The following is a 13,690-nucleotide window of genomic DNA, read 5'->3' as shown; positions in this document are numbered from 1 at the left end:
TACTGCGGTGTATATACCCGATGATATCATATCATGTGTATCTGCGCCATACTTAATTTACAGGGAGGAACAATATGTTAGAAAAAGCGTTTTGGATCGGCTGCAAAGAGGACTTCGGTGACATCTGCCCCGAATTCATCAGAGCAGTTCCAATTGTCAAAAAAGCCGTATCCGCCATTTTAACGGTTACCGCCATCGGCGTCTATGAGGCGCGCATCAACGGAGTGCGTATCGGAGATTTTATTCTGGCGCCCGGGTGCACCGTATACAGGGAGCGTCTTCAGGTACAAAGCTACGACATCACAAGTCTTCTAAGTGAAAGCAACGAATTGTCCGTAACCGTTGGCACCGGATGGTACAGAGGACATATCAGCGCATCCAGCGAGGATCTTCAGTCCGCGCCCTGCGCCCTGATCGCTGAACTCTCCGTCCGCTATGAGGACGGTACAGAAGAGACGGTCCGTACAGACGAAAGCTGGTCTGTCCGGAAAAGCCGCATACTGTTTTCCGATATCTATGACGGTGAGGTCTACGATGCCTCCCTTTCCGGCAGTGAGGTTTATGAGGTTCGGCAAATCGCATTTTCCAAAGATACGCTCATACCGCAGGAAGGTGAAATCATCTGTGAACAGGAACGTCTGAAACCTCTGTCGCTGATCGTTTCGCCCAATGGCGAGCGGATTATCGATTTCGGTCAGAACTTTGCAGGATACGTCGAGCTGTCTGTAGACGCGCCCGCCAAGACCAGAATCGTGCTCTCCCATGCGGAGATACTGGACAAAGACGGTAACTTCTATACCGAGAACTACCGTAAAGCCTGCGCGAAGCTGACTTATATATGCAGGGAGGGTCGTCAGAGTTACAAGCCCCACTTTACGTTCTACGGATTCCGCTATATACGGCTGGATGAATATCCCGATGAGGTGAATCTGGATGATTTCACAGGCATCGCACTGTATTCCGATATGGAGCGCACCGGATATATGAACTGTGCAAGCCCCCTAGTCAATCAGCTCTATTCCAACACACTATGGTCTCAAAGGTCCAACTTTATAGATATCCCCACCGACTGTCCGCAGAGAGACGAGCGCATGGGATGGACGGGGGACGCTCAGGTATTCGCAAAGACCGCCTGCTATAACTATGATGTCCGGAAATTTTTCCGCAAATGGATGCGCGATGTCTGCGCAGAGCAGCTGGAAAGCGGCGGGATTACGGATACCGTGCCGAATTTCTGGAAGATGAACCGCTCCAGCACAGCATGGGGAGACGTGATCGCCATCATCCCCTGGCAGGTATATCAGATGTATGGAGACCCGGATATACTGGCGGATAATTTCGATGCCATGAAAAAATGGGTTGATTTCATCACGGAGGACAGTCTGGATCCTTATCTGTGGACCTGTCCGGACAGCGAAAAGAAGCTGTGGGGCAAACACTACGGGGACTGGCTGGCGCTGGACGCCCCGCAGGGCAGCTACAAAGGGCGCACAAACGACGACTTTATCGCCAGCGCGTTCTACTCGCACTCCGTTTCCCTGTTAATTGCGGCCGGCAGGGTCCTGGGCAGGGATATGTCGGAATACGAAGCGCTTTATGAAAAGATCGCCGCCGCTTTTAAAGAGCGTTTTTCCGTATTGACCACACAGACGGAACATGTGCTGGCTCTGCATTTTCATTTGACGGATGACAGGGAAACCACCGCACAAAACCTGGTCAGGATGATCCGTGACAATGGGAACAGGCTTGAGACCGGCTTTGTAGGAACGCCGTATCTGCTGCATGTGCTAAGCGAAAACGGATATCCGGAAGTGGCCTACGACCTGCTCTTACAGGAGGCATACCCCTCCTGGCTCTATGAGGTGAATCACGGTGCCACCACCATCTGGGAACACTGGGACGGCATCCGCGACGACCAAACGCTCTGGAGCAGCGATATGAATTCCTATAACCATTATGCCTACGGATCCGTGATGGACTGGATTTACAGTGTCGCGGGCGGCATCCGGACGGACGCTGACTGTCCCGGCTTTGAACGCGCCCTCATCGCTCCGGTTCCCGGCAAAAGGCTGAACTGGCTGGACGTGTCTCTGAAAACCGCGCACGGTACGATCCGCTCTAAATGGTCTTATCAGGGTGGTTCTGTCCGCTATGAGATCTCCACCCCTGTCCCCGCCCGGATTATCATAGACGGCCGGGAGCATTCCGTTAAAAAAGGAAATTATGTATTTTACGGGCGAGCATAAGAGCCCGTGCATATTGTCATCCTGATAAAAAGGCGCCTTACTGCAGCAGCGTTCTGCTGTGTGTAAGGCGCCTTTTTATCAGGCCATGCCCGCAGGCTCATCCGCGGTTAATTACCGTCAGGATACAGTTATCGGCGGTTTGTCACGGGTTCTCTTCCTCAAGTACGAGCGCATAGCCATCCGGCACCTTCACCCGGGTCTGCCGGCGGCCGTTTTTAAACTCCCAGTTCACCTCCAGAAATCCGCTGCCGACCGGAAGCTTACCGCTGCAGCGCTTCAGCCCGGAATCCGGGATGGAGAGCTTTATAACCGCGTTTTTGATATCAATTTCCTTTACTCCCAGCAGATCCCGGTAGTAGCTGTGGATGACATGGGAAGCGAATCCGTGATTACAGCTGGCATACGCGCCGGTATTTTCCCACAGTGTGCCGGTGCGCACCGCCATGTAATCAAAGAAATCCTTGGTCTCCGCCAGGATCTGCTTTGCCAGACCGTAACGTGAGAGTATCTCCACCCTTAAGTAGTTGCCGATAAATGCATTGGCGGCGGCTATCTCCGGGTAGGTGGTCTCCGGATTTCTGGAAGGCCCGAACTTTGTAAGAAGCACTTCAAAGAGTTCCGGATATGTATCGCGGTCCGCAATCCCCAGCATGAAGGCATAGTACTGACAGACTTCGGTCGCATCGCCGGTTCTCTTAAGACAGCCGTTTTCTCTGACCGCATGATCTTCAAAAAATTTCCCGTTATAGGACTGTTCTCTGACAGCCTTCACTGTCCTTTCGCCCTTTGCGATCCATTCCGGCCGGCCGTAGAGACGCCCCGCAGCCATCAGGGCCGCCGCATAGAGCATATTGGAAGGATAGTTCACACCGTCCACCAGCTGGTTGGCCCGGGACCATTCCACGAAAATCCATCCCTTCAGATCCTCCAGCAGTCCGTCTTCGTTTTCAAACGGTCTGAAATAATTCAGTATCCCTTCCACCCTTTTTTCCATTCCGGCCGCAATCTGCTGATTCGGATTCCGTTTCTGATACTCTTCCAACTCCATGATCAGCCACATGGCCCAGTTAGGGATGAATACTCCGTCATTATGGTCGGAAGGATAGCACATCGCCACCATACCCTCCGGCAGATATAAAAAGCGCTCCGGCAGCAGGTAATTTTCCAGAAAGGCGTCTTCCACCACTGTTTTTCCGGTCAGATCCATCTCCACCCTGGAGGTGAAAAAGCTGTCGCACAGCCACCCTGCCCGCTCCCTGGACGGACAGTCCATGTAGATATCCACCGCGTTCTGCAGAAAGGTTTCCCTGCCGGCCTCAAAGATACGGCAGATTACAGGGTCATCACAGGAAAACTCTGCCAGACTGTCCTGCGGATTTTTCAGTTCCCGCACAGAGAAGGGTTTAAAATCAGCACTTCCCTCCTGCACCATCACCTTCAGGTATCGGAACGTATAAGGCTGTATGGTTTCCACGCAGTAGCTTCCTGCCAGGCATTGGATACTGATGGCATTTACGCAGGACATCCGGTTATAGGACACATCGCCTTCCTCAGTCAGCACTTCATCAAATACAAGATATATCCTGGTATCCTCTTTACAGGTGAACTCCGCCCGCAGAAATCCGGTCAGGTTCCTGCCGAAATCATGGATCACAAAGCGGCCGGCTTCCAGTGTCTCCTCTTCCCGGCACAGCGGCCTGTCCGTATCATCTCCTCTTACCGCAAGGGATTCCGTTTGGATGCCATCCAGCTCCTCGGATACGCACAGCTTAAGCTCCTCCTTCGGATACCCCTTTAATATAGGGCTGATTTCACAGAGCGCCCGGTCCTTCCACAAAGGCCGGTCCGTATGCCCCGCCGTAAAAGTGCCGTCAGATATGATTTCTTTGCTCTTCGTTACAGGATAGGTGTTATAGGGGGTTCTGCGATCCAGCAGCCGTTTGTCCTCTGTCCTTGCAAGGCTGACCGTCTGTTTGCTTTCCATCCTCCAGCTGTCATACCCCGGCGCCAGGCTGTATGCTTCAATGAACGGACGCTGGAAACTGTAACGCTGTACCTTCTGTATCCTGTCTGTCAGCCTTACTGCAGCAAAAGTATGCGCCTCAAAAGATGCCGCATTGGCATCCTCCAGCGTCGCCGCCGCCACTCTGCCGCCGGCAGTGAGCTCAGCCTGCAGAAAAGATGGCTGATCCAGCGTATAAAAGCTGTTTACGTTAAACCCCACCGCTTCTACGGCCAGCGTATTTTCCTCTGCCAGAAGCTCCTCGGGCAAATTGAGGCAGTCCACGCGGTAATAACCGTGGGCGGCACGCGCCGGACCATGAGCCAGGAATTTGCCGTTCAGAAACACTCGGTATATCGTAGAGCCTGTGATACACAGTCTTAGCGGGGCTTCATCCGTCAGCTCACTGCGGATAAAATGACAGGTAAATCCCAGTGTCATGTTTTTTTCAGTTTCCATCCCCGCAGCCCAAACCGGTTCAGCCATTTGAAAATAAGTTTTGCTGTTGTCCATATTCTTTCTCCCGTCTTTTTTCGCTGATCTTGATGAAATTTTAACCTCTCCGCCCATATATGTCAATCATCCATATGATTGTTTTTCGGACATATTTTTACCTCTCATTATGGGCGGCTTCAACCCATAATAGCTTGAGGTGCCAGGAAGTACTCCTGACACCTCATTCTCATACCATTATAGATAAATCCTTTACATCTTTCCCGTTCTTTTTAATCTGCTGCCTCCAACCCATTTCGGCGGCGATTTTATAGAGGAAACGCGGAATACCCGGCTTTACCATGAGATCGGGTGCGGCAGTCCTGCTCTTTATATCATCGGCAAGCTCCGCCAGCGCGCGGCTAAGCCTCTTTCTCGGTCCGCGGCCGGATGGTATCTCCCTTAGCATGGGCAGCATACCGCCTCCTCCGACACCTACGCCGATCCCCCAGATCAGCCCGCACTTTCTGCACCAGTTTTTCATGATATCAAGCGCAGGAGCATTTTGTCTCGCTTCATAAAAGCCGCAGTTTACCACAGTATAGACCGTAATCTCCTTGTCCTCCAGTTCCGTGAGATAATCCTCCAACTGCATGAGGCAGCTAAGTAAGTGGGAAGGAATGCTGTCCACATATAGAGGAAAAGCAAAAATCCATACATCACACTCCGACATCTCCCGCATGCGTTCCATCGTAACCACTGGCTCCCGGAATGAATATTCCGTCAACCGCATATCCTCATGCAGTATACTTTTTAGTTCGTCTACAATCACAGCGGAAGCACTGTTCTCCTGTTTTGGGCTTCCATTGATCAATGCCGCTTTCATACTATACCTCTCTTCAAATTATAATTAACAATTTTCAGACTATTATCAAAGTTAACTTATCCGCTAAGACCAGCAGTCTCCATAAATCGGATCTGCACCTCGCTGCAGTACAGATTCACTGCATTCGCCTTCACAAGTTTCTGTGCTGTCTGTTTATCGGCTTCATCTATTTCCTCACCATAAAACCAGACCTTAAGACAAAACTGATGGTTATAACGCTTTTTATGGTGCATCTCACCATTTTTTATCACAAAGTAAGGATGAAGATAAGGGATGCTCCGGTCCAGCAGCCGTAACAGCCCTTGCAGCTGCGTATTCTTCCATCACCCGGGTGTCATCATTATGATCCGGAAACATCGCATGGTAATCGTTTGCTTCAAGATCATGTAAAACCAGTCTCATGACAGTTCTCCTCTCTTTGTCCCCATAAAAGATTATCTCTTCAGAGACAATTGAGATACATTATAAGCCCATCTGCCCAGAAAGTCCATACAGATTTCGCTAAGCTTTCCATCTTCCAGAAATTGGATGTAACAGTTCAGACGGCGGGAAAAATAGTGCAAAAGCAGGCGTTGAGCTTGCTCATAAGACTGTTTTTGCACTATTTTTCACATCGGATGGACATCCGATGCTTCTTGACCGGTTTTTTCGGTCAAGAAGATGAGCCGTCTGAACTGTTACAATTGGATAGTTGCTATTCACAGTTGCTGTAAACTTCCCGCGCATGTCAAAGCGGTGTATGATCTTCACTGGGACACGCTCTCGCTCCGTGAAGCGTGCAGCGGTTCTAACGCTGCAAACTATAGGGCACCCGTTCAACGGGTGCCCTGTTCTGAAATCTCTATCCGGTTTTTTCCGGACTTTTTTGCCGTGTACAGCGCCTCATCGGCGGCCGCAATAAAATCGATGATATCTCCTGACATTACATTTCCAATGCAGACGCCGGCACTGATCGTCACATATCTGCCCACAGCAGTATTTTCGATATGAAGCTGTTCCACCGCCCTGCGCAACCCGTCAGCATTGGTCCGGATGTGCTCATCCACGCTGTTGGCAGCATCAATCACCAAAAATTCTTCGCCGCCGTACCGTATGACAGTGCTGGTGCTTTCACTGAAATATTTTTTGATCAGATCCGAAATCTGCTGAATACACCGATCTCCGGCCTGATGGCCATAACGGTCATTAAAACGCTTAAAATCATCTATATCCAGCATCATAACCGCCGCCCGCACATTGTTGCCCGCATAGCTTTCCCACAGACTGGGCAGTCTCTCATCCAGAAACCTCCGGTTGTAAAGTCCGGTCAGCTCATCTGTAATCACCTGCACATTCAGGCCAGCATTAATCCTCTGTATTTCCTCTGTCTGCCGTTTAATAATATCCCTGGACCAGTACTCCCTGACAGCGGTCAGATATCTGGAACAGGCGATTATGACAGACATAATCGCACAAAAAGTGGTATTCATGATATTTCCCATATTATTCGTCGGCACAGGCTGAAAGGTTGGAAACAATACCACAAGTAGCAGCTGGCTGCCTCCAAAAATCGCAAGGGCCTGCCAGGGCTTTAAAAATGCCAGTATGGAGATAGTTAAAACCATATATGTATATACGGTAACGTTCTCCGTAACCCGCTGGTCATAGAGGGTGACTGCGACGCTCCATAAGCTCGCAATAAGGCCGAATATAAACAACGCAGTCTGTATCCGCTTTGCATTTGCCTGGACATTCCGTTTCCAGACCAACAGCAGGACCATGCTGGAAAGGGCAGCGATGCATAGGACAATATAGAGACCAAAATAGACTTTGTGCGAATAAACTGCCAGACCGCCTTCCCGTACCCAGGCCATCATAACCATATTAAACATCTGGCTGCAAACTATGAAGGCCAGCAGCAGAATCCAAACATCCGACAGGGACCGTATTCTTTCACACAGAAAACTGTGCTGCATTTCCTTCCCGAACGGGGGCGTCTTAAGGTCCTGTATTGCTTTTCTAATTCGATCGGTCACGTTATAGCTCCTATCCACAGTACTTGTGTTCTGGCGCAGACAAAATCCGCACCGGTATAATATCATACGACATTATACCACCACTCTGTAAAAAATAACAGCATTTTCCCCAAGTCCGGGATGTGGGAATTATCTACAGCCCCGCTACATCCTCTACCGGCATGGACAGAACCACTGCCTGTGCAGCGCTTTTTAAACCGCATTTGCGGTTTATATTTTCCATAATCTCTTTTTTCTGGTCTTCCGGAGTCAAAATTGCCACGATCTCTTTTTCTTCCTGCAGAGGGAATCCGAAAAAGGTTTCGTTCTTCTCCTTTGAAACTCCTCTGGCATTTAAAATTGTTCCTCCCGTGGCGCCGGCCTGCTTTGCCGCTTCCATGATATCCTCCGAGTATCCTGCGTTATAGACCGCGAGCACTAAACTGAATTTCACAAAATCATCCACCTTTCTTAAAGCCTCGTATTCTGGCTTTTCTGCGCCGTTCTCCGTTACCAGCCGGGCTGCCAGCGCATTGATTCCGGATAAGGAAACCGCAAAAGCGATCCCTCTGCCGGGATTTCTCATATTCATGCGCCGGCTGACCGATGAAAGGACCAGCGGTATTCTGCCTTCGGGTACCAGACTTAACACCACATCCTTTTCACTGCTGCCGATGCCGAGCATATCAAGGAGCTCCGAACTCGCGGTTCCTTTTCCAAAACAGATATAGCAGAATCTGATATTGTTTTTCTCACACATATCTTTAATGATAATGCCGCTTCCCCTATCCACAATAGAAACCATACATTTGATTCTTTCCGCAGCATCGCTCATACTATCACCTTCCTATTCTCCGGCCGTTCATTCGTAATATACGATCGTATCGGCCAGGTTTTCCCAATCCGGCGCCGTTCTGCCGTCGGCCTGGGTCTTTGTCCTTAACTGTGAAATAAAGCTTAGGACCTGAATCGCGATTAAAGGTGTCATTGCCACCATAGCCACTATGCCGAAGGCATCGGTCAGCATGTTCCCTCCCAGCCCCTCACAGGCGCCCATCGCAAACGGGAGCAGAAATGTGGCGGTCATCGGTCCGCTTGCCACTCCGCCGGAGTCAAATGCAATCGCAGTATAAATATGGGGGACAGCAAAAGAAAGCGCCAGTGCCAGCAGATAGCCCGGGATCAGAAACCAGAAAATTGAAATCCCTGTGAGCACCCGAAGCATGGCAATGCCTACCGAACAAGCAACGCCCACGGACAGAGCCGAATACAGCGATTTGGAGGATATGGAACCGTTGGAGACCTCTTCCACCTGCTTTGCCAGAACATGCACCGCAGGTTCAGCGGTTACGATAAAAAATCCGATCACCATGCCCAGCGGAATCATCAGCCACTGGCTGGAAGATCCCGCCAGGGCTCTGCCCAGATAACTTCCCGCAGGCATAAATCCGATATTTACTCCGGTAAGAAACGTAACCAGACCGATAAACGTATACCCCATGCCCACAGCCACACGAAGCAGCCCGCTGCCATGAAACCGGCGGGAAATCAATTGAAAAATTAAAAACAGCAAAAGGATTGGCAACAGAGCAACCGTTACCTCTTTGAGATAGACAGGCAGTCCTGCGGCAAACTGTGACGGGACTTCGCTGGAAACAGCTATTTCCGGTATCGTTACCGGAGTGTAAGAAGCCTGTGAAAGATGATAAAAGATACTTAACAGGATTACCGAAAGGATGGGTCCTATACTGCATAAGGCAATCAGACCGAAACTGTCTTCATGTGAGGACTTATCTCCCCTAAGCCTCGCCATACCGATGCCGAGAGCCATGATAAATGGAACTGTAATAGGACCGGTGGTCACCCCGCCGGAATCAAAGGCGACGGCGATAAAATCCTTTGGCGCAAAAGCGGCCAGCAGGAATACCAGTCCATAAAATCCGATCAGCAGACAGGTGAGCGGGATATGAAATATGATGCGCAGCATCGCCACCACCAGAAATATACCGACACCACAGGCCACTGTAAGTACCAGAACCTGATTGGGCACCGGCACCTGAGTCGCCAGGACCTGAAGATCGGGCTCCGCTACCGTGATCACAATGCCGATCAGCAGGCACAGCGCCGTAGCGCTTACGATCTTTTTGGTTTTGGTCATTGCCACACCGATTCCCTCTCCCAGGGGAAGCATGGCCATGTCCACTCCCAATGAGAAGAATCCCATCCCCACGATCAGCAGAAACGCACCTGTTAAAAACAGCATCAGCGTTCCAATGGGCATCGGGGCCACAGTAAAGCTTAACAGCACGACGATCGCGGTGATCGGAAGCACCGAGGAGAGGGATTCCATGATCTTGTTCTTTAATGCAGGAGCCATTGCACCACCTCTTCTTTCTTAATATATTCATATGCGTCCGGAAATCAGAAAGGCCGGAGGGTCAGGGCAGATGACTGTCCCACGATCCGGCCTTTCCGGCGCACTATCCATATTAATTATAACAGAGCGCGCCACGGATTTGAAGCGATATTAAGAAATCTTAACGCTCAATCTGTAATCTCCAGAAATTCATAAACCTTATCCAAAAATACTACGCCGTCCAGATGATCGAGCTCGTGGCAGATACATTTCGCCATATCATCCTCGCCGGTCAGCTCCATCTCATTCCCCTCTTCATCCAAAGCCTTTATGGTCACTTTTTGGGGCCTGCGTGTTTTTCCGTAACGGTTTGGGAAGCTTAGGCAGCCCTCCACGCATTCCTGCTGTCCCCAGGTTTGAACGATTACAGGGTTTACAAGCTTATAAAGCCCGGTTCCCATATCGATCACCACCAGTCTTTTGAGTATTCCCACCTGGCATGCGGAAAGCCCCGCTCCATTTTCCGTATGATACATCGTATCCGCCATATCTTCCAAAAGGCTGCGTATCTTATCGTCCACCACAGGTACTTCCTTGCTTCTCTTTCTTAATATCGGGTCGTCATTATACCTTAACTGTCTAAGTGCCATTGTTTCTCCTAACGTTTCAGCAAGTATAATTCTGGGAAACCTTCAGTGCTTCTGGTTTAAAAGTTCCTCTTTTAATTCATAGAGCTTCTTAGAAAGATCCACATAATGGATATGAGGATTTTCGAAACGCGTTTCCTCTTCCCATACCGTGGTATCCATCTGTGCTTTTACATAGTCTCTGATTTCGTTGAGCGAAGGCAGCTCATATACCAGCTCACCATCCTTAAAAATAGTCTTATGCAGCCGTTCCGCCCTCATGTGGTGAAAGGCCATCTTCTTCCATGGCTTCATCGGATCTACAAACGGAAACGGTTCCTCCTCATTCACTTCTTCATCATAGAGCGTGATCAGATCCGCCACGCCATATCCGGTCTCAGGATCGTAAAGTCTCCATAGAGCTTTTTTGCCGGGGTTCGTGATCTTCTCCACATTTTCAGATATCTTGATCTTAGGTTCATAAGTCCCGTCCGCCTTCTGAATGGCCGCCAGCTTATATACTCCGCCGAATACCGGATCCGATTTGGCTGTGATCAGCCGCTCACCCACCCCATAAGAGTCGATTCTGGCTTTCTGCGTATTCAGCGAATGGATGAGATATTCATCCACGCTATTAGAGACTACGACGCTGCAGTCCTTCAGCCCCGCTTTATCCAGCGCCGCCCGGACCTTCTTGGAAAAATACGCCAGGTCTCCGCTGTCAATCCGCACGCCTTTCAAGCGTTTGCCCATGGGCTCCAGCACATCCTTCGCCACGCGTATGGCATTTTCCACGCCGTCCATTATATCGTAGGTATCGATTAACAGCGTGCAGGAATCCGGATATACCTCAGCATAAGCCTTGAAGGCTTCATATTCCGTGGGGAAAAACTGTACCCAGGAATGCGCCATCGTGCCCACCGCAGGAATTCCGAACATCTCATCGGCAATGGTGGTCGCCGTCGCACCGGCTCCTCCGATATATGCGGCCCGCGCGCCGTATACGGCGGCATCCGGTCCCTGAGCCCTGCGCGCTCCGAATTCCATAATGGCGGCTCCGGCCGCAGCACGGCAGATACGGTTCGTTTTCGTTGCAATCAGTGACTCATGATTGATTGTGAGAAGGATCATGGTCTCAATCATCTGCGCATCGATCAAAGGCGCGGTCACTGTTAAAAGAGGTGTTCCAGGATACACGATCGTCCCCTCCGCAACGGCTTCGATGGTTCCCTTAAACTTAAAGTCCTCCAGATATTTCAAAAAGCCCTCGTCAAACATGTTTCTGCCGCGCAGGTATTCGATATCGCCTTTTGTAAAATGCATATTTTCAATATAACGGACCACCTGTTCGAGACCTGCGCAGATCACATATCCCCCGTCATCCGGATTCTTGCGGTAAAACATATCAAACACCACATTGACATCCTTAAGTCCTTTCACGTAATAGCCATTGGCCATCGTCAGTTCATAAAAGTCCATCAGCATTGTCAGATTTCTGTTCTCTTCCATTTTCATTACCTGTCCGCGCGCTGCGACGCGCTCATCTATACCGGTTGAACACGCATATTTTATTCAACCTTTCACAACCGTCCAGGATGCATTTTCCAACATCCGGCATCCGTTTTGCCGTCGGTTCAGACCACAGTGACCTGGCATGCCCTCATGGCATCCAGCGCATTTTCATGGCTTTTTGCGGTCACGCCGGCACAGCAGGACGCGTTCACAATAATCTCTGTCTCCGGCAGACAAGCCTTTAATATCAGTGCATTGGATATCACACAGATATCTGTGCATACGCCCATGAGCTCAATGCTGTCGATCGGCTCTTTGCGGTTTTCTTCCATCAGGCGCTCCCCCAGCTTCAGGCTTCCAAAAGTTTCCTTTTCACAAACGGCCGCGCCGTTTTTTTCTGCAAGCTCTTCCAGCTTTCCCGCTAACATCCAGCCTTCGCTGCCACGGATGCAGTGCGCCACCGGAAGCTTTTTTCCCTCCTGTGTATTCAGATAATCCGCATCATGGGTATCCTTGGTAAACAATACCTCACCGTCAAAGCTTTCGACTCTCTTCTCCACCTTTGGCAGAATATCCACCGCAGCTTCACTGCCAAGACTTCCGCTCACAAAGTCATTCTGCATATCAATTACGATCAGTCGCCTGTTCACAGAAATTCCTCCTCGCTATGTTTCTTTATTTTGTTGTCCGCCGTTTTGGCGGGGATCAGTAATACGTTTCCTTATATCCCGGATTAAACCGGTAATACTGGCTGGGCCGGTGCCTGGCCTCATCCATATACTCCTCTGTTTTTAAAACCATCGGGGCGATTTTCTTACGGAAGTTGGCTTTATAAAGCGTCTTTCCCAACAGTGTTTCATATACCTTCTGCAGCTGCGTCAGCGTAAACTTCTCCGGTATCAGATGGAAGGCAATGGTAGTATACTCGACCTTGTTGCGTATCCGGTCAAGAGCCAGATTGACGATTTTAGCGTGATCAAATGCCAGCCCCTCCTCGCAGCCATCAAAGGGAGTCAGCGTTACCTCGTTTCCTTCCTGTGTCACATGGTAGGCGATTTTAACCTGCTTATCCTCGCTCTCCAGTGAGAGCATCCATGCCGACTTCGTTTCACTTAAGTCCATCAGCTTATTCTTGCGCACGGTGAACCACGCAGTTTCGGCAGCATCATCCCCAGCCCTGGGGTGAACCGAATTCTTAGGGATCAGCGCCATATAGGAAACGGAGATCACACGCATGCGCGGGTCCCGGTCCACGTCCCCCCATGTGAAAAGCTGCTCAACATAAACATTCTCCACATTGGTTTCTTCCTTAAGCTCCCGGTATGCGGCCTCCTCAATGGATTCACTGATATCCACAAAACCTCCCGGTATGGCCCAGCGGTATATGAATGGGTGATCCCTGCGCTTTACCAGCAGCAGCTTTAATTCCTTATCCGGAACCAGCGCTGTCCCATCTTTCATATCATCAACGGTGAATAGCAGGATATCCGCCGTTACCGAGGGGCGCTCATAGTTGCCGGGATGATAAGCGGCCAGAAATTCTTCTTCGGTCTGACCTTTCCGGTTTCTTGGCAGGTTGCTTTCCATCCTCATCAGCTCCTATCTTAGTAGCAGTTTGCTACTTTCTTGTGCTTAG

The 13,690-nt window shown here is 50.1% G+C and carries 11 protein-coding genes; 1 reads left to right on the top strand and 10 read right to left on the bottom strand.

Annotated elements, in window-relative coordinates; genetic code table 11:
• Positions 1-74 precede the first annotated feature (74 nt).
• Entirely contained in the window at positions 75-2,246 is a 2,172-nt protein-coding gene (locus DWZ56_RS18960) for an alpha-L-rhamnosidase (protein ID WP_118558178.1), read from the top strand.
• Positions 2,247-2,388: 142 nt separating this feature from the next.
• On the opposite strand, the gene DWZ56_RS18955 is transcribed toward DWZ56_RS18960, so the two are convergent.
• The 10 genes from DWZ56_RS18955 to DWZ56_RS18910 form a co-directional block, all read right to left on the bottom strand.
• The gene (locus DWZ56_RS18955; RefSeq protein ID WP_158584662.1) at positions 2,389-4,761 is read right to left on the bottom strand and encodes a family 78 glycoside hydrolase catalytic domain; all 2,373 of its coding nucleotides are present in this window, start codon (positions 4,759-4,761) and stop codon (positions 2,389-2,391) included.
• Between the two features lie 169 nt (positions 4,762-4,930).
• A complete protein-coding gene (locus tag DWZ56_RS18950) occupies positions 4,931-5,566 on the bottom strand; it encodes a hypothetical protein (RefSeq protein WP_118558176.1) in 636 nt (211 codons plus the stop codon).
• Positions 5,567-5,800: 234 nt separating this feature from the next.
• Positions 5,801-5,968 carry a hypothetical protein gene (locus DWZ56_RS23235; RefSeq protein ID WP_243095372.1) on the bottom strand — a complete coding sequence of 56 codons (168 nt, stop codon included), beginning with the start codon at positions 5,966-5,968 and terminating at the stop codon, positions 5,801-5,803.
• A 413-nt stretch (positions 5,969-6,381) separates the two neighbouring features.
• Positions 6,382-7,581 (bottom strand): GGDEF domain-containing protein, encoded by a 1,200-nt coding sequence (locus DWZ56_RS18940; RefSeq protein ID WP_158584661.1) that lies wholly within the window; start codon positions 7,579-7,581, stop codon positions 6,382-6,384.
• A 133-nt stretch (positions 7,582-7,714) separates the two neighbouring features.
• Positions 7,715-8,395 (bottom strand): hypothetical protein, encoded by a 681-nt coding sequence (locus tag DWZ56_RS18935; protein ID WP_118558174.1) that lies wholly within the window; start codon positions 8,393-8,395, stop codon positions 7,715-7,717.
• Between the two features lie 27 nt (positions 8,396-8,422).
• Positions 8,423-9,937: a DUF1538 domain-containing protein gene (locus DWZ56_RS18930; protein WP_118558173.1), complete on the bottom strand. Its 1,515-nt coding sequence runs from the start codon at positions 9,935-9,937 to the stop codon at positions 8,423-8,425.
• Positions 9,938-10,104: 167 nt separating this feature from the next.
• On the bottom strand, positions 10,105-10,566 hold the full coding sequence (gene def / locus DWZ56_RS18925; protein WP_118558172.1) for a peptide deformylase: 462 nt from the start codon (positions 10,564-10,566) through the stop codon (positions 10,105-10,107).
• A gap of 42 nt (positions 10,567-10,608) precedes the next feature.
• Positions 10,609-12,057, bottom strand: coding sequence for a nicotinate phosphoribosyltransferase (locus DWZ56_RS18920; protein ID WP_118558171.1), 1,449 nt, complete (start codon positions 12,055-12,057; stop codon positions 10,609-10,611).
• Positions 12,058-12,176: 119 nt separating this feature from the next.
• Positions 12,177-12,704: a cysteine hydrolase family protein gene (locus DWZ56_RS18915; protein WP_199679623.1), complete on the bottom strand. Its 528-nt coding sequence runs from the start codon at positions 12,702-12,704 to the stop codon at positions 12,177-12,179.
• Positions 12,705-12,759: 55 nt separating this feature from the next.
• Positions 12,760-13,641 (bottom strand): NUDIX hydrolase, encoded by an 882-nt coding sequence (locus DWZ56_RS18910; protein ID WP_118558170.1) that lies wholly within the window; start codon positions 13,639-13,641, stop codon positions 12,760-12,762.
• Positions 13,642-13,690 lie beyond the last annotated feature (49 nt).

The organism is Lachnotalea sp. AF33-28 (genome assembly GCF_003477885.1).
Taxonomy (GTDB): Bacteria; Bacillota; Clostridia; order Lachnospirales; family Lachnospiraceae; genus AF33-28.
The sequence above is the reverse complement of the archived record's forward strand: the minus strand, read 5'-3'. Positions and strand labels throughout refer to the sequence as shown.

What these genes read in the sequence shown, in the direction of transcription:
- DWZ56_RS18960 (WP_118558178.1), top strand. Translation starts at nt 75, where the DNA reads ATGTTAGAAAAAGCGTTTTGGATCGGCTGCAAAGAGGACTTCGGTGAC.
- DWZ56_RS18955 (WP_158584662.1), bottom strand. Translation starts at nt 4,761, where the DNA reads ATGGACAACAGCAAAACTTATTTTCAAATGGCTGAACCGGTTTGGGCT.
- DWZ56_RS18950 (WP_118558176.1), bottom strand. Translation starts at nt 5,566, where the DNA reads ATGAAAGCGGCATTGATCAATGGAAGCCCAAAACAGGAGAACAGTGCT.
- DWZ56_RS23235 (WP_243095372.1), bottom strand. Translation starts at nt 5,968, where the DNA reads ATGAGACTGGTTTTACATGATCTTGAAGCAAACGATTACCATGCGATG.
- DWZ56_RS18935 (WP_118558174.1), bottom strand. Translation starts at nt 8,395, where the DNA reads ATGAGCGATGCTGCGGAAAGAATCAAATGTATGGTTTCTATTGTGGAT.
- DWZ56_RS18930 (WP_118558173.1), bottom strand. Translation starts at nt 9,937, where the DNA reads ATGGCTCCTGCATTAAAGAACAAGATCATGGAATCCCTCTCCTCGGTG.
- def (WP_118558172.1), bottom strand. Translation starts at nt 10,566, where the DNA reads ATGGCACTTAGACAGTTAAGGTATAATGACGACCCGATATTAAGAAAG.
- DWZ56_RS18920 (WP_118558171.1), bottom strand. Translation starts at nt 12,057, where the DNA reads ATGAAAATGGAAGAGAACAGAAATCTGACAATGCTGATGGACTTTTAT.
- DWZ56_RS18910 (WP_118558170.1), bottom strand. Translation starts at nt 13,641, where the DNA reads ATGGAAAGCAACCTGCCAAGAAACCGGAAAGGTCAGACCGAAGAAGAA.